The 21,559-nt window shown below is 49.7% G+C and carries 14 protein-coding genes and 1 pseudogene; 8 read left to right on the top strand and 7 right to left on the bottom strand.

Annotated features, from left to right (window positions below; translation table 11 throughout):
- Positions 1–29 precede the first annotated feature (29 nt).
- Positions 30–1,151 (bottom strand): helix-turn-helix domain-containing protein, encoded by a 1,122-nt coding sequence (locus KOD92_RS00810; protein ID WP_215231620.1) that lies wholly within the window; start codon positions 1,149–1,151, stop codon positions 30–32.
- A 213-nt stretch (positions 1,152–1,364) separates the two neighbouring features.
- Here KOD92_RS00810 and KOD92_RS00805 point away from each other — a divergent pair, with 213 nt between their 5' ends.
- Entirely contained in the window at positions 1,365–2,564 is a 1,200-nt protein-coding gene (locus tag KOD92_RS00805; RefSeq protein WP_215231619.1) for an MgtC/SapB family protein, read from the top strand.
- A gap of 141 nt (positions 2,565–2,705) precedes the next feature.
- Complete coding sequence (locus KOD92_RS00800; protein WP_215231618.1) at positions 2,706–3,059, top strand: hypothetical protein; 354 nt, start codon at positions 2,706–2,708, stop codon at positions 3,057–3,059.
- Positions 3,060–3,064: 5 nt separating this feature from the next.
- Here the strand turns inward: KOD92_RS00800 and KOD92_RS00795 are convergent, their stop codons facing one another.
- Positions 3,065–4,024: an SDR family NAD(P)-dependent oxidoreductase gene (locus tag KOD92_RS00795; RefSeq protein ID WP_229254471.1), complete on the bottom strand. Its 960-nt coding sequence runs from the start codon at positions 4,022–4,024 to the stop codon at positions 3,065–3,067.
- A gap of 147 nt (positions 4,025–4,171) precedes the next feature.
- Positions 4,172–5,079 (bottom strand): annotated as a pseudogene (locus KOD92_RS00790) (isoaspartyl peptidase/L-asparaginase family protein).
- Positions 5,080–5,342: 263 nt separating this feature from the next.
- Between KOD92_RS00790 and cphA the strand changes: the two are divergent.
- The 3 genes from cphA to KOD92_RS00775 are packed head-to-tail and all read left to right on the top strand — an operon-like array spanning position 5,343 to position 9,597.
- Entirely contained in the window at positions 5,343–7,988 is a 2,646-nt protein-coding gene (cphA, locus tag KOD92_RS00785; RefSeq protein WP_215231616.1) for a cyanophycin synthetase, read from the top strand.
- Between the two features lie 6 nt (positions 7,989–7,994).
- Complete coding sequence (locus KOD92_RS00780; protein WP_215231615.1) at positions 7,995–8,846, top strand: cyanophycinase; 852 nt, start codon at positions 7,995–7,997, stop codon at positions 8,844–8,846.
- A 7-nt stretch (positions 8,847–8,853) separates the two neighbouring features.
- A complete protein-coding gene (locus tag KOD92_RS00775; protein WP_215231614.1) occupies positions 8,854–9,597 on the top strand; it encodes an FRG domain-containing protein in 744 nt (247 codons plus the stop codon).
- Here the strand turns inward: KOD92_RS00775 and KOD92_RS00770 are convergent.
- Both KOD92_RS00770 and KOD92_RS00765 read right to left on the bottom strand, forming a co-directional pair.
- Positions 9,594–10,478: an alpha/beta fold hydrolase gene (locus tag KOD92_RS00770; protein WP_215231613.1), complete on the bottom strand. Its 885-nt coding sequence runs from the start codon at positions 10,476–10,478 to the stop codon at positions 9,594–9,596. The two genes, KOD92_RS00775 and KOD92_RS00770, sit on opposite strands and share 4 nt — an antisense overlap.
- 3 nt (positions 10,479–10,481) lie before the next feature.
- A complete protein-coding gene (locus KOD92_RS00765; protein WP_215231612.1) occupies positions 10,482–11,930 on the bottom strand; it encodes a baeRF7 domain-containing protein in 1,449 nt (482 codons plus the stop codon).
- A 225-nt stretch (positions 11,931–12,155) separates the two neighbouring features.
- Between KOD92_RS00765 and KOD92_RS00760 the strand changes: the two genes are divergently transcribed.
- The 3 genes from KOD92_RS00760 (at position 12,156) to KOD92_RS00750 (ending at position 16,026) form a co-directional block, all read left to right on the top strand.
- Positions 12,156–12,413 carry a hypothetical protein gene (locus KOD92_RS00760; RefSeq protein ID WP_215231611.1) on the top strand — a complete coding sequence of 86 codons (258 nt, stop codon included), beginning with the start codon at positions 12,156–12,158 and terminating at the stop codon, positions 12,411–12,413.
- An 81-nt stretch (positions 12,414–12,494) separates the two neighbouring features.
- A complete protein-coding gene (locus KOD92_RS00755; protein WP_215231610.1) occupies positions 12,495–15,635 on the top strand; it encodes a PAS domain S-box protein in 3,141 nt (1,046 codons plus the stop codon).
- 10 nt (positions 15,636–15,645) lie between these two features.
- Positions 15,646–16,026, top strand: a complete 381-nt coding sequence (locus KOD92_RS00750) for a response regulator (protein ID WP_215231609.1) — start codon at positions 15,646–15,648, stop codon at positions 16,024–16,026.
- An 80-nt stretch (positions 16,027–16,106) separates the two neighbouring features.
- On the opposite strand, the gene KOD92_RS00745 is transcribed toward KOD92_RS00750, so the two are convergent.
- Both KOD92_RS00745 and KOD92_RS00740 read right to left on the bottom strand, forming a co-directional pair.
- Positions 16,107–20,618, bottom strand: coding sequence for a CheR family methyltransferase (locus tag KOD92_RS00745; protein ID WP_215231608.1), 4,512 nt, complete (start codon positions 20,616–20,618; stop codon positions 16,107–16,109).
- A 69-nt stretch (positions 20,619–20,687) separates the two neighbouring features.
- Positions 20,688–21,554, bottom strand: coding sequence for a response regulator (locus KOD92_RS00740; protein ID WP_215231607.1), 867 nt, complete (start codon positions 21,552–21,554; stop codon positions 20,688–20,690).
- Positions 21,555–21,559: the final 5 nt, after the last annotated feature.

Below are 21,559 nucleotides of genomic sequence, written 5' to 3'. Positions count from 1 at the left end.
CAAACGAACAGGATTCGGGCGGCTGGGACTCATTTTTTGCCTGCCGCAGCAAATTCGCTGGGCGACTGGCCGGTTGATTTTTTGAATGCGGTATTAAAGGTCGTTTTGGAATTAAACCCCGACTCGTAAGCGATTCCCAGCATATTCAACTTTTCAGTTTCTCCTGAAAGCAACAGCCGCTTGGCTTCTTCAATGCGGTATCCATTTACGAATGCAAAGAAGTTTTGACCGTAAACCTTGTTGATCAGATAGGATAGTTCATGAATAGAAATATGCATTTTCTGAGAGAGACCGGGGAGGCTGAGCTCATTGTCAAGAAATACTTTCTCAGAGCGCATCAGTTTCTCCAACTTCTCTTTGAGCGCCGCTATCTGGCTTTCACTCAGTCGTTCCTGCTTTTCGGTTTGAGTGTTGGTTTTGGAAGAAATCACTTCGTCCAATTCCTGTAATGCTGGTTTTGCAAATGGATAAACCTCCCTTTGCTTCAATGCGAAAAATGCCAGAAAATAGACGCTTACCAGATACAGCAGCGGCGTAAAATCATAGAGTAAGGTAAAGTTGAAAATGGCAAGATTCAGCCAGATCAGCACGACAGCCGCGAGTACCCAGAGAAAATGCTTCAACCACGACAGGTCAATTTCGTCTGTCGAGCTTGTCACCTGTTCGATATTCTGCTGGTGCCCCGATAGTCTGCGATAGGAAAAAAACCAATATATGACTGTCTGCGCCGGCAATGCATTTTTCAGAAACATCAATACAACATGAGCTGTCGATGGATTGGAAAACTGAAAATTTTGGCCGGTCAGCATGTGCGGCAGCCGGAATATAACGACTATCACAAAGAGCGCAAAGTGCCAGAGCGTGCGGGCTGAGCTTTTTTTGGCTGCTGATGTAAAGAAGATAACGCTCAGGTACAGCATCGGAGCGGACAAGAACCTGCTGGCTTCGATCAGATCGATCAATATAGCGTGCTTGCTGTGCAGATTGAGATTATGCAGGAACACTTCGAGCAATGCACAACCGAATGTAAATACAAATGCACCCAGCCAGCGATTCGCCTTCGTATTGCTGTTTTTGGGATTGGTAAGAAGTAAGAATGCCAGCAGAAACGCGCCGCCGGTCGTCAGGCCAATTAACAGGGGATCGGACATGTGTTCAATTAATAGGCTGATCGATCATTTTATCAGCTGCTGTTCAAACTTCCCGCGGAAGCAGTGCGCTGCAATTTATAGAAACTTCATCGGCGCTTTTTACCCGCCAGTCAAAAAACATCTGCACCAGAATTGCTACACGGGCTGCATTTACAGCAATGCGGCTGGAACTGTTTTTGCTTAGGGCACGGGCATTAATAAAATTGACGATCCATGACAGACAATTTTGCATATTTCGAGGCACTACCGACGGCAATCAAGATCGGCGTTTGTATTGCAATTGGCATGCTGATGGGGATGGAGCGCGAATGGGCGAATAAGGACGCCGGTACGCGCACTTTTGCAGTGGTTGCATTGCTCGGAATGCTTGCCTCGATGATCAGCCAGTATTTTATCATCGCTGCGCTCGGCGGTGTGCTGTTGTTGATCTTACTCTCCAATGTACAAAGCCTGATGCGGGGCACCGGCGCGGAAGTCACCACGTCGGCAGTGTTGATCCTGGATTTTACATTGGGTGTGCTGGTGGGACGGGGTTATGTGTTCGCACCCGTTGCAGCGGCCGTGGTTACCACCATGTTACTAGCCTGGAAATCAGAGCTCAACCGGTTCGCCGGCGGTTTAAGCCCGGCCGAGATCCGCAGCGCGATTTGGCTTGGCTTGTTTGCCTTTGTCATTTACCCGATCATTCCCGACAGGTACATTGATAGAACGAACCTGTTCAATCCCCACGACGCGTGGAGCAGCATTATCGCGATTTCCGCAATCAGTTTTGTAAACTATTTATTGCTGCGTGTGCTGAAAGACAAGGGGCTTTATATCGGTGCTTTTCTGGGAGGATTTGTGAACAGCACCGCTACAATTGCAGAACTCTCCGGCAAGCTTGCCCAGTCGTCGGGACGCGGTAAAGTACTTTCATTGTGCCTGCTGACTACGATCGCCATGCTGATCCGTAACCTGATCATCCTTGGAATATTTTCCCCTGAATCTGTGGTTACCGCGTTATTTCCTGTTGCGCTGATGTGCGTGGCTGCACTTTGCTGGATACGGGTCAACTGGATCAGTGAGCAAAAGAACGGAAGCGCACAGGCGGACCTCACTTTATCATCGCCTATCTCGCTCAAACAAACGCTGACCTTCGGACTACTTTTTGTTTTCATCCAGATCGGCAGCAATCTACTGGGCCGGATCTTCGGAGACTACGGCCTGCTCGCCACCGGCGCACTGGGCGGGCTGGTGAGCAGCGCGAGTACCACTGCTTCGGCGGCCAGCATTGTTGTCAATTTCCCTATCATCTGGCGCGGCCTGGGTTCCGGTCAAACTTTTGTGCGCGTTTGCTACCAGCTGGGTTCTGTGCTGGCGATGGGAATGCTAGCACTGGTTGCCTTTCGGTTTATCAATTTTTCACTATTGTAAATCAGCACTGCGTTCCGGCTTTTCGAGAGGCTGTGGAAGCAATTTCTGGCATAATTTTAATAGTCGCGGCAAGTCATTTGCAAGCTAACATTGCATAATAGTATAGTATCAACCTTACTTTTTATCTAAACTAACACGAATATGAAAAAGCCGATCGACTCGCAAATGCACGGTATTATCGATTATGCGTTTGCAGGGATTCAGTTGTTCGGGCCGCCGGTTTTGGGGCTCAATACAAAAATGACAAAAACTTACAAAGTGCTGGCGGCCACGTTCACGGCAGTTAATGCCATTACAAATACGCCTGTGGGTATTACAAAATCCATTTCTATGGCAACGCACCAGAAGGCGGACGCTGCTTTCCTGGCGACGTTGTCTGCACTGACAATATCCCGGATCGTGCGCAATGAAAGCAAGGCACTTGCTTTTCACCTGGCATTTTTAGGTATCGCCCTTGTGAACTACGCACTGACTGATTATAACGGTAAGAAATAACCGGTCTACTTTCTTTGTTTCTTCTCCTGCTTCATCCTTTTACGCACGCCGTCATCAACGCCCCTCCCTGTCTCCATTGGCGCGAATACTGCACCCGATGTAGCAGGGGCCGGCGGCGCGTTCTTGATCTGATAACGGTGTATAATATTAGCCGATATCCTTTCGGTGAAGTGGGGGAAGAGCCGGTGCGAAATGTAGGCGCCCCGGGCCTTCCAGCCGACGGGCAACTCTCTTTTTCTATGAAGTGACGAGAAGATAATCGCATTCACCACCTTCCCCGGCCCGTCCATTGCTGCCATTCTCGGTGTGCCGCCACTGTAATTCGCTGCGTGTCCCCAGAAAGGTGTGTCAACAGCCCAGGGCATAATCGTTACCACTTTAATATTCTTTTTATTACCGCTAAGCCTTATTTCCTGATGAAGTACATTGCCCAGCGCGCGCACTGCCGCTTTTGTTGAACCATAAGTTGCATGATAGGCCAGAGGGACCGCACTTTCTACGGAGCCCACATTGATAAGCTTGCCGTGGCCCTGGGCCTTGAAAAGCGCCATAGCCGCATTACTGCCGTACACAACACCCTTAAAATTGACGTCGACCAGCTTGGAGTATTCAGCAACAGGAATAGTCTCAAAGCGGCCGATTGCCCCAACTCCCGCGTCGTTGATCCAAAAGTCCGCGCCACCGAATACCGTTTTCGTGGTGTCGGCAAGGCGCTGGATATCTTCCGGCCTGCTTACGTCCGTAACAACTACGATCGCTTTTCCGCCCGCTTTGCGAACCACGTCTGCTACCTCTTCGAGCAGGTCGCCCCGCCTTGCCGCCAGTACCACATTCGCCTTGTATTCACCCAGTTGTTCGGCGACGCCCCGGCCAAATCCGCTGGATGCACCGGTGATCACAAATGTTTTTCCGGCAAGTTTGCGCTGACCTGATTTGCTGAGCGGCTTTGTGGCACAGCTGTTCAATAAAATTAATAAGACATCTAAGGGCAAAGTGTATTTCAATTGTAGCATTGTAGTGAGTCGATACGTGAAAAATTGGTTGAATAAGGCATCTTCGAAAGGTGATCGGCAGCGATGATAAAAAGTATACCAATGTTAGATTCGGTTCCATCATTCCGGTTCTTGCCAGATGCCGACACTTCCCTGGCCTTGGTGATTTTTCCATGCACGGAGCATACTTTCACAATTAAATACCAGCTGAACATTCCCCTGCGTATCCAGCGCGATCAGTCCGCCTTCTCCACCAAGGGTTGTTAGCTTGCGAATAGCTATGTCACATGCGTCGCCGAGTTTTGTGTTCTTATATTGAACCAAAGAGGCAACATCGTAAGCTGTCACCAGGCGGATGAAAAACTCTCCGTCGCCTGTACACGAAACTGCGCACGACTGGTTGTTGGCATAAGTACCGCCGCCGATAACGGGACTGTCGCCCACGCGGCCATATTTCTTATTGGTAATGCCGCCGGTAGAAGTAGCAACGGCCAGGTTTCCATGTTCATCCAGCGCCACAGCGCCGACCGTACCTTTTCCGGTATTGTTGCCCGCCGCTTTCTGCTGCGCCTCGATGAGCTGCCGGCGACGCTCGTCCGTATCGAAATAGGTATCCTCCTCAAAAGTGATATTTTGCTCCCTTGCAAAATTCATAGCGCCTTTTCCGGCCAGAAGCACATTTTCAGATTGCTCCATCACTGCCCGGGCCAGACTGATCGGATTGCGGATATTAGTCACCCCCGCCACAGCTCCTGCTTCGAGCGTGCGGCCGCACATTATCGCTGCGTCGGTCTCGTGCTTGCCTTCTGCGGTGAAAACAGCGCCCCGGCCCGCATTGAATAGTGGAATATCTTCAGGGCCATCACCGATTTTTCTACCGCTTCAATGGCGCTGCCGCCACGTGCTAAAACAACATAACCCGCCTCTAATGCCTTAGCGAGGCCTTTTTTGTAATCTTCTTCCTGCTCTTGGGTTGTAGAGTGGCGGTGCAGTGAGCCGGCACCGCCGTGAATCGCAATAGTGAACATATCTGTATTTTTTAATGCGGTCTGAAATTTTGAAACCGTGCCGCATTACAAAAAGTCTGCCACGCAACGTTAATCCCGCATTCGCCACTTCTTATTGCGCAAGTTTTTCTACGAATAATATTAAAAGTGATGATCGTCAAAGCAGCAATAATTGCCAGGTGCATCCAAATGTGCTGGCACACTTATTCATAGCCGCCTCCAATCTCATTTTTCGGAGTGCGTAACAATACCGTTCACAATAATCACAGTATTAGTAAAACAGTATGAAAATCATCGATATCAGTTGCATGCGCGGACCAAACGTTTGGTCGGTACGCAAAAGCAGGTTGGTGGTCATGAAATTGGATCTGGAAGAGCTGGAAGAGTTGCCAACTAACAGGATCGAAGGTTTTTATGACAGATTGAAAAAGGCAATGCCGAGCCTGCACAGCCATTTTTGTTCAGAAGGTCACGCCGGCGGATTTTTCGAGCGTGTCAAGGACGGAACCTGGATGGGGCACGTTGTGGAGCACATTGCGCTGGAAATGCAGTCACTTGCTGGGATGGATTGTGGCTTTGGCCGAACCAGGGGAACGGGTGAGTACGGTGTATACCACGTTGTATTCCAGTATGTGGAAGAGGGGGCAGGGGAACTGGCCGCGCGACTCGCCGTAGATCTGGCCGCAGCCCTGGTTGCAGGTAAGCCCTTCGATGTTGGGGAAGCGGTTCAGCAGTTGAAGACCATTTATTACAAAGAGCATCTCGGACCAAGTACACAGTCCATTGTCGACGCCTGCCAGGCACGGAACATTCCGGCGATCAGGCTCAACGATGACAGCTATGTGCAGCTGGGTTATGGCAGCAAGCAAAAGCGCATTGAAGCCACCACAACCGATTGCACCGGAAATATTGCCGTTTCACTTGCCGGGAATAAGGATGCGACCAAAAATTTGCTTGGGAAAGCCGGGGTACCTGTTCCGGCCGGGGTCACCGTAAGCAGTGAGGAGGAGCTTTTTCACGCTATCGCAGACCTGGGTTACCCACTTGTTGTGAAGCCCCTTGACGCTAATCAGGGTAAGGGTGTGACAACAAATCTGAAAGATATGCAGGCTGCTATCGATGCATACAACTGGGCGTCGCTGTTTTCGGATCAGGTAATTGTTGAGAAGTTCGTGACGGGAAGTGACTATCGTTTGCTGGTAATCGGTAATAAATTCTGCGCAGCCGCCAAGCGTACTCCAGCCATGGTTTTCGGCGACGGGATTTCCACCATTCGCGAGCTGATCAATCAAACCAACCTGGATCCGCGGAGGGGCGATGGTCATGAAAATAAACTGACGCGTATTGTCGTGGACGAAATGCTGCAGGCGCACCTCGAATCGCAAAGCCTTTCGCTGGATTCGGTATTGCCTTCGGATGTGAGCGTGACCGTATCCGATGCGGCCAATCTCAGCAAGGGAGGTACATCCGAAGATGTTACCGATCAGATCCATCCAGAGATCGTGCTGATGGCGGAGCGGGTCGCGAGGCTGATCGGCCTGGATATCTGCGGCATTGATGTTATTGCGGAGGATATTACCAAACCCTTGCACGCATCGGGCACGTCGGTGATCGAGGTAAATGCCAGTCCTGGTTTCCGTATGCACCTGTATCCGTCACTAGGCAAGCCGAGGAATGTAGGCGACGCGGTGGCTGAAATGCTTTTTCCAAATCAGGAAACGGGCCGCATTCCGATCATAGCCGTCACCGGAACGAATGGAAAAACCACAACTACGCGCATTACCGCCCACTTGATGAAGCAAACCGGCGCCTGCGTTGGTTACACCACGACGGACGGTATTTATGTGGATGATTTTATGGTAGAAGAGGGAGATTGTACCGGCCCCGCAAGTGCAGGTATGATCCTGAAAGATCCGGGTGTAGACGTAGCCGTACTGGAAACTGCCAGAGGCGGGCTGCTCCGTTCGGGACTGGCTTTTGATCAATGCGACGTGGGCATTGTAACGAATGTCGCCGCCGACCATCTAGGACTGAAAGACATTCATACCATTGAGCAGATGGTGAATGTGAAGGCAACGGTTGCAGAGTCTGTGCGGCCCGACGGTTTGGCGATTCTCAATGCCGATAATGATGAAAGTTACGGTATCCGTGAGCGGCTGAGTTGCAGGATCGGGCTTTTCAGCATGAACCCGGAAAACGAGCGGGTGCTCGCCCACATGCGCGACGGAGGGCTGGCCTGCATTTATGAGCAGGGAGAAATCCGGCTTGTAAACGGCAGCATCAAGGTTACCGTCGCCGACGTGGAAGCGATCCCGGCTACATTCAATGGGAAGTGCCTATTTATGATTGAAAATATCCTGGCCGCCGTTCTGGCTGCTTATTCACAGGGTGTTGAGGTTCATTTGCTCGCAAAAGGGCTCTATACTTTTCAGGTTTCCGAGGAGACCACGCCTGGAAGATTGAATCACTTTCATTTCAAAAATTTCGATTTTTTGGTCGATTATGCGCATAACCCGCACGGAATGTATGCATTGGGCCAATACTTGGGGAATTTGCCGGCAACCTGCAAGCTCGGGATCATTACGGGAATAGGAGACAGAAGGGATGAGGATATCTCTGAGCTTGGCAAAGTGGTTGCCGGTATTTTTGACGAGGTTATTATCCGGCTGGACGAAGACCTGCGGGGCCGGAAACACCACGAGATTGTGGAACTGGTAAGGCACGGAATCAAAGCCGTGAACCCATTCTGCAAGATAGAAGTGATCCAGGATGAGTTACAGGCGATCGCCTATGCAATTCGCAACTCGCGGCCTGGCCAGCTGATCGTGCTGACCACTGACAAAATCAAGAGCGCCATTTCTTCTGTGAAAAGCTTTAAAGAGCAGGAGGAAGGGGTTACTTTTTACCAAACACAACTGGCCCTACATTAGAATATTATGGAATCACCTAAGGGGAAATTGATACCTATCGGAGGAAAGGAAGCGCGCGCACATGAGGCAGAGAATACGGGCGATGCTCGGCCTGTCAAGTTTGAAAACGAGGGCGTGTTGCAGGAGGTATTGGACGAAATGAAAGGGGCGGACTCAAAGGTGGCGGTCATCACGACCGCTTCCGGCGAGCCGGAGGAAATGGGAGATATGTATCTGGAAACATTTGGAAAACTTGGATGCAAACAGGTTACCGCGCTGAATCTCACAGGCCGTAATGTCAATAGTAAGAAGACGCTGGAAATATTGGGTGACGCCGACGGGCTGTTCTTTACAGGCGGTGACCAGACCAAGCTCATTGACAAAATCTGCGACACCAGGTTTATGGATGTGATGAAAGACCGCTACCAAAACGAGGATTTTGTAATTGCCGGAACGAGCGCGGGCGCAATGGCGATGTCGGCGGCGATGATCATGGAAGGTTCGAGTACCGAGTCGCTATTGAAAGGGATTGTGGAGCTGACCAGGGGATTTACATTACTGCCGAAGACCATCATCGATACGCATTTTATGAGCCGAGGACGTTTCTCGCGGCTGGCCGAAGCACTGCTGGTTAATCCGGGTTTTATCGCAATAGGAATTTGTGAAGACACCAGCCTTGTGGTTACCGGCGGGAACCATATGCGGACGATAGGCTCGGGCGTAGCCATGATCCTGGAAGCGGATAGTATCAAAAAGACCAATTTCAAGGAGGCAAAAAAGATGCAGCCGATCTATGTGGAAGGAATGCAGATGCATATTCTGGCACAGGGAGCGAGTTTCTCGTTGAGCGAACGGAAAATGATTTTGGAAAAGCATTAAATAAACTATGAAATCAGTTGAAATCAAATCCATAGATCAGTTTATCCGCGATATTGTTGATTTGAAAAAAGAACACTTCGACTTCTTTATTTTCAGGGGCCAGCGGATCAAAGCACCGCTGGTCCCTTCCATAGCGCGGTACCACCAGCAGAATATTATCAGCATTGAAAAGCAAATGCTGCTCGACCTCAAACGCCGGGGAAAGCTGCTGTTACCCAATACCGTTTCCGAAGAATGGGAGCTGCTGATCATGGCTCAGCATTACGGCCTCAAAACGAGGCTGCTCGACTGGTCGAGTAACCCGCTGGTCGCCCTGTACTTTGCGATCAGGGATATTGATGATTGGGAAACACCCTCATTTGTATACTTATTCAGGGGTTATAATGAGCAGGTGATAGATAAGGACGATGTGAGTGCCAACAATCCGCTCGGCTCTCCGTTTGACATCCGGGAATTAAAGGTGCTCAGGCCGTCACTGAATAATGAAAGGATCATTGCCCAGTCGGGTTGGTTTACGGTGCATCCTTATTCAGAAGAGAAATGCGGCTTTGTGCCGATGCAGCTGGATGAAGATGTGAAGATGAATGTAACAGAATTTACGATTGTGCCCGGTTTGAAAAGGGAATTAATGGACCATCTGAATATGCTGGGTTTCAATGCGCAGACACTTTTCCCCGAGCTGGCCGGTTTATGCCATTATCTCAACTGGGAACATCTTTATCAGAAAAAGGAGCTGGTGGAAAACTGTTAGCTTTTGATTTTTTCCTGATTTAGAAAAGTAAAAATATACTGGTTTACGGCAGCCGGTTCCTCATGGTGCAGCCAGTGTGAGGCGTTTTCAATGGTGATCAGCTGGCCGCTGGGACAACGTTTGATACTTTGCCCGGCCATTTTTTTACTCAGAAAAATGTCATTCGCTCCCCATAGCAGCAACACCGGAACCGTTATATCTACATCGTGATCAACCGGGGACTGAAAAAATGCCCGGTACCAGTTGATCATGGCGGTTAATGCGTTGGGCTGCCGCCAGGCTTGCTTGCAGGCCAAAAGGTACACGCGTGAAAAAATACCCGGGCGCGCCGTTTTAACCATACTCATTTCCAATGATTTAAAATTGAATGCGCTGCACACCTCTTCCGGAATGAATGGGAGCTGGAAAAAAAACGCATACGAGCTTCTTAGCAACTGCATGGGATTTTTCCTCAAATTCTCCCGCATGACGTGCAAGTGGGGCATATTGAGGACAATCAGATTTTTCACCAGCTGGGGGTGAAACTGCGCAAGTGCCCAGGCGACCCCACCGCCCCAATCGTGCCCGGTGACAGTAACCGGGCGCGACGTGAGCGAGGTGATCAGCGCAGCAATGTCGCCAGCCAGATAAGTCAGTCCGTAATCTTTAACTAAAACCGGTTTTTTACTAAGATTATAACCACGTTGGTCGGGTACGATGACGTGGTAGCCTTTTCTTGCAAAAAATTCTGCCTGCGCCATCCAGCTCAGGCTAAACTCCGGGAAACCGTGCAGGAAAACGATGATCTCGCCTCCCGCAGGTCCCAGGTGTCCCACATGCAGCATTAAGCCGTTGACATAATGGTATTCGTAGCCCAGTTTTGCTGCTGTTGAACTTTGCATATTCTAATATCGGAAAACTGCTGCCACAGCGGTTTCAGCCGGCATTCTTTCCTGATCCAACAGGTAAACCTCGCCGCCCATCTGAATGGTCTTGATCAATGCTTCGTCCAGCAGATCTTCCGAATCCGCACTTTCTGTATCGCCAATTACCAGTTCGTTGGCAGCTTCATCAAATGTGCCCCAGATATGGTCAGCTTTTCTGACGAAAATGTGCGAGATCCTGCCATAATAAGCGGCGGGAATGATCTCCTCAGGTGAGGCAGAAGTAAGCTCAGTCGCTGATTGGTTAGCATAAATGGTCAATGCTTTTTCAAGCGGCTGCTCGAAATAGGGGAGCATGACCTCTTTGGCTAGTTTGTACAGCTCATTCTTGTCGTCATGCTCGTGACTTCCTGTGATCGACTCTTCGCACACATTGTGATAATCGCAAACGGATTTGTAGATCGGGATCAGGTATTCCACGCCGGCCAGCAAAAGCGGCACATTCTCTTCGTGCAGGATTTGTTTATACAAAATATCGTCGACGTGCTCGAAATAGGTCGCGATGTTGGCTTTTTCGTCGGGGTTACCGCCGCCCATTCCGTGGAAGTTTGCGCCTCCTCCGGAACTGGTTGCCACCCGCACCGTGCTGGCATCTTTTTCTGAAATCCGCTTCACTTCCATCAGTTCATCCGGCAGGTCGGGTACATGAATGTATTCCATTCCGAATGCATCGGCTTTAAACAGCTTGCACTTCTGCTTGCTGATCACAAGCAGGTAGAAGTGTTCCTTACTTGCCATAATGGGGATCAAAGGCGAAACGTAGAAAGACTTTTCGCACATCACCTCACTTTCCGGGGCCACCGGCATTTTAATGTACCTGAAATATCCCTCCGCAATGAACACGGCCAGACCTTCGTTCATGCCCGCCCAAAACGCATCGTCCTTGATCAGCTCGTAGCCCGGCGTCAGCATTTGCTCGATCACCGCCACAGGAATTTCCTTTTCTGCCAATCGTTTTGAAATATCCTGCAACGCATTTTTGAATACGATCAGGTCTTTTTTCTCATTCACGGCTACACCTGCCTTGTGGGTAGGGATATAGATTGTGACACAGCAGGGCGACTGGTAGGTGGCCAGTTCGATAAAGAGTTCTTTGTTGAGGACCTGTGGCAATTCTTCCACTTCGGTCTTATTCTCTTCATCAATGGGAAGGTCGGCCGTTTTATCACTTTCAGGCTTGTTCTCTTTACCCTTGAAAGAATTTTCACCCTTTGAAGTGTTCCTGTTCGGGTGCCTTACGTGCACCGACGGATCCAGGTTCAGGTCGTCTGCAACATACTCACTATCAAGGTCTAAAAACTCTTCTATCTTATCAGCTGGTGCATTTGAAATTCCAAGTCCCTCTACTTTTCCAACCGTGGAAGGCTTTCCTTTTGGCGGGTGGAATCCGCCTGACTCATCTTTTCCCATAATTCAATTGGTTTGTTACTGGTTAACTAATGCATTACCTGCGCCTGGTCTTCCACGAGCTGTGCCACCGCACGGTGCGCATCATACCGCACAGCTCGCCGGGAAAGGCGGTATTAGAGGCGAGCATTAATAATTTCCGTGCCAAATGCTATCGCTCTGGGAACAATTTTAATAGGAGTGCGCGGGCAATCGAATGCTGTTATGTTTTATCTAAAATTTGAAATCATGAAATCCAGATATTTTGCAACCCTTGTATTTGCGGCTACGCTATTCACAGCGACTGTATTCACAGCGACACTGTTGTTTGGGTGCTCTAATAAAGATAATCAGCAAAGTGCGTCAGAGCAGGGCACTTCTATTGATTCCAATGTCGTGGGTAAAGACACTGCGTCTTTTGATACCCGAGAGAATATAAAACAGAGTGACGAAGAAAAACTTGTGACTCCGGGGCGCGATACGATCAAGTCAGACGAACCCAGGTAATAGGCCAAAAAAACCTGGCATGGATTTTACTTTAGACAGGATTTTCGTTGTTTGCGAAGGAACACACTTCAATTTTTTTCAATGATCAACGATCCTGACCCGGCGCCAATTGGCGAAACCTCTAACCTGCTGAAAAATCCGGAATATAAAATGCTGGTAGAAACCCTCGTCGCAGCGACCTGGGAAACTGACGTCAATGGAAAGGCTTTCAAAGATGCGCCCGAATGGCGCGCCTATACCGGGCAAAAACTTGAAAGCTGGCTGGAAAAAGGGTGGACGGAGTCTGTGCATCCGGACGACATAGACGACGCACTGGCGCGCTGGCAGACAGCTGTTCAGAGCGGGCAAAAGCTACGGTTGGCGTGCCGGTTGCGGCAACCTGATGGTAGCTGGTGCTGGAACGACGTTAGGATACTTCCCATTCCGGGGGCAGACGGGGAAATCGTGAAATGGGTAGGGGCTTGTGTTGATATTTCGGAAGAAAAGCAGGCCGAAGCCAATTTCACTCAATCTGAAACGCATTTCCGGTTGCTGACCATGCTTAGTTCGGATACGTTGTATCGCATGAGTGCCGACTGGCGTGTGATGGTCAATTTTAAAGGTTTTCACTTTTTGGCTGATACTTTAAGAACAAACGACCAATGGTTTGAGGAATACATTCCGGACGCTGACCAGAAAAGGGTTCGTGTAGCGATTGATGAAGCGATCACAAATAAGTGTCTTTTTGAACTTGAACATCAGGTTTACCGGGCCGACGGCAGCATTGGCTGGACGTTTTCAAGGGCTATACCTTTGCTGGATAGTAGCGGCGACATTACCGAATGGTTTGGTTCGGCCCGTGATATTACAAAACGTAAGGTAGCAGAGGAGAGGAGGGCATTTTTGTTGGAATTGAGCGATAAAATAAGGCCGCTCGCGGAATCCCTGGAAATTCAGCAGACTGCGGCTTCTTTGGTGGGAGCGAAACTAAAAACAGACAGGGTTATCTATGCCGAAATAGTAGGCGCCGAAGACGAATTTTCGATAGCACGCAATTACCTGGCATCGGAGGAAATCATGCCTGTCATCGGTAACTATCCTGCGGCGCTGTTCGGAAAGTGGCTGATAGATGAAGCCAGGGCTGGAAACACGGTAGTTATCAACGATGTAATGGCTGATGATCGGCTGGCACCTAACGAGCGCGAGGCTTTTCAAAGTATCGGAGTGAGGGCTTTCATCACTACCCCACTTAACAAAGAAGGGAAATGGGTGGCCGCCATGAAAATACACCAGAGCGAGGCGCGTAACTGGACTGATCTGGAAGTCTCACTGGTAGGAGAAGTCGCAGAGCGCACGTGGGCATCAGTACAGCGCGCGAAAGCGGAGGAAGCACTGGCAGATTCGGACAGGCGGCTGCGGCTTGCTATTGACGCTACCGAATTGGCTACCTGGGAATGGAATCTGACAACCGACGAGGTAGTGTGGAATGCGCAACATTTCAAGCTTCTGGGCATGGAGGTAGAGGATCACCCGATGCCGTCGTCGGCATTTTTTAACCGGATACATAAAGACGATCAGTCCAGAGTAGTAGCCGAAATCAGGCGGGCTATCGAGGAGAATGGACTATACGATTCAGATCTCAGGATTGTGCGGCAAAATGACGGTACTATCCGGTGGATGAGCGGTTACGGGCGTGTAACCGGTATTGCAGACGGTGAGCCTTTCCGTATGAGTGGTGTGATGTTTGATATAACAGACCGGAAACAGGCGGAAGAATCTTTACGGCGCAGCGACCAGCGGCAACGTGCTATTTTGGAGAGTGCCAAGGATTACGCGATCCTCACCCTGGATACCGACCGTAATGTTACCAGCTGGAACAATGGCGCGGAACAAATTCTCGGCTTCACGGAGGCAGAAATGATTGGTAGGTCCGGCGACATTGTTTTTGTCCCCGAGGACAGGGCAGAACATGCCCCTGAACTGGAAGTAGCCAAGGCGCTTAGAACCGGTCGCTGCGAAAACGAACGCTGGCATTTGCGCCAGGACGGTTCCCGTTTTTACGGTTCCGGCGTCACGACTCCGCTGCTGGATGAACACGGCAATATAATAGGGGTTTTAAAGATGATGAGAGACCTGACAGCCCGAAAAGAAGCCGAACAGGCATTCCTGAGATCGCAGGAGCGATTGCAACGGGCATTGAGCATTCCAACGGTAGGGGTACTGTTTTTCGATGAAGAGGGAAATTTCATTGATGCAAATGAAGCTTTTTTACGGATGAGCGGTTTTACCCTGCCTGAGATCGAAAGCCGTCAGCTGAATACCAGGCAAATGACACTGCCAGACTGGATGCCGGTTACGCAGCGGGCGCTCGCCGAGCTCAGGGCAGTAGGTCGCAGTTCGCCTTTCGAGAAGCAGCTGGAACGTCCCGACGGTTCCCGCTGGTGGGGTTTGTTTGCAGGTACGCAGCTAAGCCAGAACGAGTATGTGGAATTTATCCTGGATATTACTTATAGGAAAAATGCGGAGGAATCACTCCTGGATGCGGATCGCCGCAAGGACGAGTTTCTCGCATTGCTGGCACACGAACTGCGTAACCCGATGGCAACGCTTTCCAATACCCTGATGGTACTTGAACTGACGGGCGGCATGCACGATAAGTTGCCCCTCGACAAGGCTGTTTCGATGATGCGGCGGGAAGTTGTCCAGCTGGTACGGCTCGTAGACGATCTTTTGGATGTGAGCCGCATTAATCAGGGTAAGGTTGTGCTGGAACTTGAACGCATAGATTTTTCAGCCCTGGTAAAAGATGCGGTACAGACTGCACTTCCCATCGCCAACCGCGAACATCGTCATCTTGAGGCGGCGGTCCCGGATGAACCCATTTACCTGCAAGGAGACCCTACACGCCTCACCCAGGCAGTCCGCAACCTTTTGTCGAACGCTATCAAGTTTACCAATGAGGAAGGGCACATCTGGGTAGAGCTGGGGCAGGAAAACGGGTACGCCGTTTTAAAGGTGCGTGATGATGGTATCGGGATCCCGGAGGATCAGCTGGACCGAATCTTTGAATTATTTGTCCAGGTCAACTCCTCCCGGACACGCTTGCGCGACGGCCTCGGGCTGGGCCTCACGCTCGTTAAAGATTTTGTTAAAAAACACGGCGGACGGATCGAGGTCCGTAGCGCCGGGCTGGATACAGGAAGTGAGTTTATTATTTATTTGCCAGTTATAACAGCATTATAAGCCATTCAGAATGGAAAACACGGATAAATATACAATCCTGGTCGTTGATGATAACCAGGACGCAGCCTATACAGTTGGGATGTTCTTAGAGCTGAAAGGCTATACTGTGCATACGCGCTACTCGGGCAAAGGTGCCCTCGAAGCCGTCGAAAAGCTGAGCCCTGACCTAGTTATACTGGATCTTGCAATGCCTGAAATGGATGGTTATGAAACTGCTACCTTGCTGCGTGCCAATCACGGAACCGAGCTTCCATTGGTTGCGCTTTCGGGATACGGCCAGCAGCAAGATATGCGCAAGTCTTCCGAGGTAGGCTTTAATGCACACCTGGTTAAACCTGTGGACTTCATCGCTTTGATAGACCTGCTTGATTCTTTTCTCAAAAAACAATAGCCATTTGAAGACTGATTACTACGCTATCTGATCCTACAAGACCAGATAGCGCCCTTTTGCAAATGATGGGCTGGCCGGTCTCATGAATAAGCTAGTGGGATTGTAATCTGAAAGCTTGTTCCGACGCCCGCCTCACTGTTCACAGTCAACTCAGCTCGGAGAATCTCACAAAGGCGTTTGATAATAAAAAGCCCGATCCCTTCCCCGTGCCCCTCCGTATTGGGTTCGATATCCGGATTATAATGGTGGGTACCTGTGCCGTTCATTTTTGCCTGCAAGTGTTCCGCAAGTCCCGGTCCGGTATCAGCGACGACGAATTTCCATGAGGTAACCTGTCCGCTGTCCGATTCAAGCGCCTGCCAGCTGATATTCACGCCACCTTCGCGGGTATATTTCAATGCATTTAAAATCAGGTTCTGGGCTATGCGGCGGACTTTGACATCATCACCTTCTACAAGCAGATTTGCAGGGCCTTCAAAATGTAAAAACAGATTTTTTTCCAGAGCGAGCTGATGGAACCCGGCACAGAGTTCTGTTAACAGGCTTCCCGCATCAAAGCTTTTGATATGCAATTTTTCCTCACCTGATTCCAGCCTCGAATAGTCCAGCAGCTGGTTCATCATCTGTGAAACCTGATTCAGGTTGCGCTGCAGCATTTCAAGGATCTTCTCCCGTTCATGGTGGGTATCGATGGTATTAAGCAGGGCAGTTGCTCCCACAATGATACCAAAACTGCCACGAAGATCGTGGAAGGACGACCGCAGAAAGGCGCCGCGCTGCTGCACATATTCTTTCATTGTCGCCAGTGACTCAACCAGATCGTTGGAGCTGTTCAGCTGCTTGATCAGCTTTATTTGTTCAAAATTGCTTTCCTTGAAATCGGTAATGTCCAGGTCGGTGATAGCTATCCCATGGTCATGTCTGGTCATAGAAGTAGCCAGCCATCTGGACTGATCGTTTAGCAGATGCTCTTCATAAAAAGGTATCCTGGTCGTGTAAACCTCCTTCATCTCCTGGTGATGCTGCGCGGAACGAAGCTCGGCCGCAGACATGCCCACCAGTTCGGAGACTGGTCTTCCAAAGTCGGCAGAGAATTTCTGATTGCAAACAACCAGCACAAAATTGACTGGCTGCCCATTCTTATCTTCAACTGCCTTGAAAAATGCAATCGACGCGGGCGAACTGTCCAGCACCGCTTGCAGGCTTACCGCAACCTCACTCAGCTTAATTTCTGCCTGTTTTCGTGTAGTTATATCCAATGTAGTAACGACTATGCCGGTCCGATCAACCTGCCTTGTAATAAAAAAGGCAAGAATAATCTGCCGGAAAGAAAGTTCTTCATATGCTGCATCACCGGTCTCCAGGACCTGTACGTATTTATCAAAAATCCCGACATCTTTCAGGACTGGGAGTACATCGAGTAGTGTCCTGTTTTGAATCTCCTCACTATTCTGGCCAGTAAATTCCAGGGTTTTCTCATTAAATACGGATGTTGTAAAGTCGGCAATGCGCCCGTCCTCGGCATACACAGGCTCCATGAGCGTCACCGACGCCGGAACGCCATTGAGCACGCTCTGAAGGCGATCGGCAGATCGTGTAAGCTTTTGATTGGCGTCACTAAGCTCCACGGTTTTTTTGTCGACATGCTCGTTAAGTCGCTCAGTCAGCGTTTTTTGTAAATGTATATCTACCCCGCTGCCCGTATAACCGGTAAAGGTTTCGTCCGCGGAAAACATAGGACTTGCGTTTTCCAATATCCACCGGTAGTCGCCATCGCCTGTTTTAAGACGGTATTCCAAACTGAATTCTGTTTGGTGAACCAGGTTTTGAGAGAAGGTATCCTTGTAAGACTGCAGGTCGTCAGGGTGGACTGCCGCATAAAAAATCGCCTGGCTTTCACCAGCTGGCTTTCCGGTAAAATTGAGCCAGGCTTTGTTCAGATAATTGATCTCTCCATCGGCCCCGCGAACCCAGATCATGGCTGGCGCGTTGTCGACGAGCTTTTCAAACCATTGCTTTCTTTCGTTCAACAGGCGCTGCTCGCGGCGGTGGACGGTAATATCTTCAAAACCCAACAGCGTGATCTGTTTCCGGTGAAGGGTCAGCTTTCTGGCGTGTATCACCATCGTCCGCTGCTCCGTGGAAGATATCCGCATATTGACTTCAAGCCCACTTACGGGCGCATTATAGGTGGCGACCTGTTGCATTAAATCACGGAATTCCGGAAAGTCAAACTGCCGGCTGCCCAGTTCATAGATCAATTGTCCCTCTGTCCGATCAGGATCTGTTAAAAAGAATTTGTAAAAAGCATGGTTGGCACTTTTAATGCGCATATGCTCGTCCAGAACAAGGGTCGCTTCATTGATAGTAGATAGGATCGCCTCCGAATATTCATAGGACTCGGTCAGCTGGTCGTTTCTGGTCTGAAGCTCCTGGTTAATGGTTTGCAGCTCTTCATTCGCCGACTCAATTTCCTCTTTGCTCGTTTCAAGCTCTTCATTGATGCTCTGCAATTCTTCATTGCTACTGACAATCTCTTCATTGGCCGACTGCAGTTCCTCATTACTGGCTTCCTGCTCCTCCACAATGGAGTGCATGTCCTGCCTTAGCGCCGTGAGCTCGGCTTCGAGCTGGCGGTTGCGCTGGCCGGTGTCGCCTGTATTGGAAACGTTCGCCACATTCTCGCTCACCTGTTCAAACAAAACAAGGAAAAGCTGCTGATTGGCCGGGTTCGTAATTGGTACAGCTTCAATATTGACATAGATGGGCTTTTCCGGGTAACTGATTTCCAGGCCGTCTTTCCGTTGTCTTTCTGCCGTTTTGCGCGCTTTATGAACAATGTTCCGGAGCTCAAACACCAGTGACGGGTGTGCCATTTTGGATAGGTTCAAACTGGCTTTCCCGGCTGCGTGCTGCAAGAAAGGTGCGGTAACTCCCCTGAACTGTATGATTTCCAGGTCCTGATCAATGACCACGCTGGCCGGCACATACTGAGAAAGAAGCAGGTTGTCGACCAACTTGTCCAAATCGCCCACAGTGACCAGTTCGGTCGTCTTGGTCGTGAGCGTCTTGATCGGTACGATGGGTGTGTTGCTCTTAAATGCCATATCGAGGGAAATTTTAGTCTGGGTGTTATTTTTCCGCACAAATATTTTCTGCGTTTTTTCAACTTGCGCAAAATGCGTAGACGAACTGCCAACAGACTCGGATTTTCCCAGTAGCAAATATCCGTCCGGCTTCAATGCATAATGGAAGGTGGCAAATACTTTCTTTTGCAGCTCATCATCGAGGTAGATCAGCAGATTGCGGCAGCTGATCAGATCCATCCTGGAAAATGGCGGGTCACTTAAAAGGTTGTGCGGAGCAAAGACACAAAGGTCCCGCACCAGTTTATTGACCCGGTAGTAATCGTCAACCTTGGAAAAATAACGTTCAAGTCTCGCCGGCGAAACATCAATGAGCTCACTTTTGGTAAAAACCCCCACTCTGGCTTTTGCAATTGCCATATCACTCAGGTCTGTGGCAAAGATCTGTACCGGCAGACTGGTAGCCCTGTCGCCCAGTACTTCCAGCATCATCACAGCCATGGAATAGGCTTCCTGGCCGGTGGAGCAGCCCGCTACCCAGATACGGACAGGTTCGCTGCCGGATTTGCCCTGGATGATCCGGGGAAGTATCTGCTTTTTTACGTGCTCCATGGTCGAAGGATCACGGAAAAAGTTGGTTACGTTGATCAGCAGATCATTAAAGAGAATACCCGCTTCGGCAGGGTTTTTCTTTAAATAGATCACATATTCCGCAAGCGTTTGCAGCTTATAGAGCAACATCCTCCGGACGATCCTTCGCTTTACGGTCGTTTTTTTATAATGACTGAAATCAACACCCGCCGCAGACTTGACAAAAGCGAGTATTTTTTTAAGGTCTTCTTTGTCAGAATCATCCTGGACTGCTTCGCTGCTCTCCGATGTCAGCTGAAAAATGTCTGCATGGCTGCTAAGCTTGGAAAGCTCGATAGCAATCTCTTTGGGAGGCAATACCATGTCCACGACACCCTCCGAGATGGCCGACTGGGGCATACCCTGAAAAGCTGCCGTTTCATCCTGTGCAATGGTGATCCCGCCGGCCACTTTAATAGCCTTTAATCCAAGCGTACCATCGCTGGCCATACCGGAAAGCACAATGCCGATCGCACCGTCTTTCTGCCTTTCGGCAAGAGACGAAAAGAACTGATCAATGGGCAGATTAGGTTCTGGACGTGGCTTTCGGGGAGTCAGTACCAACACACCGTCGATGACCTCGAGGGTTTTGCCGGGAGGTATAATGTATAGATGATTGGGCTCTACCGGCATCAAATGTGCGGCTTCGAGAACCTTCATCGACGTTTTTGCCGAAAAAATTGCGTCTAGCTTACTGTCCAGATCCGGCGACAGGTGCTGGATATACACGTACGCCAGGCCTGTATCGACAGGCAAATAGGAGAGCAGCTCGCTCATCGCCTGCTGACCACCGGCCGAACCGCCGATAGCGACAATAGGCACGGGCTGCTTACTAGGCAGTAAATTTGTGTATTCAGAATTTTTGCTGTTGGACATGGGCCCGTGATCAGTCATAAAGAATAAGGAAAATTGTGCGGGCTTTCTTATATCACTATACGGTGCGCATTAACGGTTTGCCGGGAGAGAGATCGTGTCTGACCAATATGAACACAAGTCAGTCAGATAGGAAAAAGACTCTGCCGGCTCGGCTGTTTTGGTTAAATAAGCATTTGCCTGGAGTCCGTAACTCGCCTTAATGTCCCGCTGATGCGACGAAGCGCTCAATACTATAATAGGAACTGCGGGTATACCCCTTTCCATAAAGGTTGATCGGAGCCAGACAAGCAGGTCGAGGCCTTGCTCGCGGTCAGGCAGATAAAGGTCAAGTATAATCAGATCTATGGCAGCAGAAGCCTTCTCACCAAGCGATTGAAAAAAGCTGACCGCACTTTCCTGCGAAGTCTGGAACACGACGTTGAGTTTCGGCGCATTTTTTTTTAGTAAAAACTTCATGAGCACGGCATGATCGGGATTATCCTCGATGATCACTATATTTTTTGCAATATCATTATCTGTATAAAACTCGCCACCCCGCGGCATATAACGGTTAAGAAAACAGAGCGTAACGGCTTGCGCCATGCGGGTATAACCCTCGAAGCTTGCGGGTTTGACAATGTAAGCATTGACACCTAACTGATAGGCTTTTTCTACGAATTTCGGATTTTCGGTGGTAGAAAACATCACTACCGGAATATGGCGCCAATCATCGCGGCTTTTCAGAGCGGCCAGGGCTTCGATCCCGTTTACAAGGGGCATATTCATATCCATCAGCACCATTGCAGGCTCCACCGAAGGGGCTGCTTCCAAAACGGCAAGCAGCTGGTATCCGTTGGTCAATTCAACGATCTCTATCTCTTCTGCAACGCTTTCCAGCGCTTGGCGGGCCAATAGCCGGTCATCGTCATCGTCATCCACCAGGTATATCTGCTTCATTCTTT

The sequence above is a fragment of the Dyadobacter linearis genome (assembly GCF_907165045.1).
GTDB lineage: Bacteria > Bacteroidota > Bacteroidia > Cytophagales > Spirosomataceae > Dyadobacter > Dyadobacter linearis.
The sequence above is the reverse complement of the archived record's forward strand: the minus strand, read 5'-3'. Positions and strand labels throughout refer to the sequence as shown.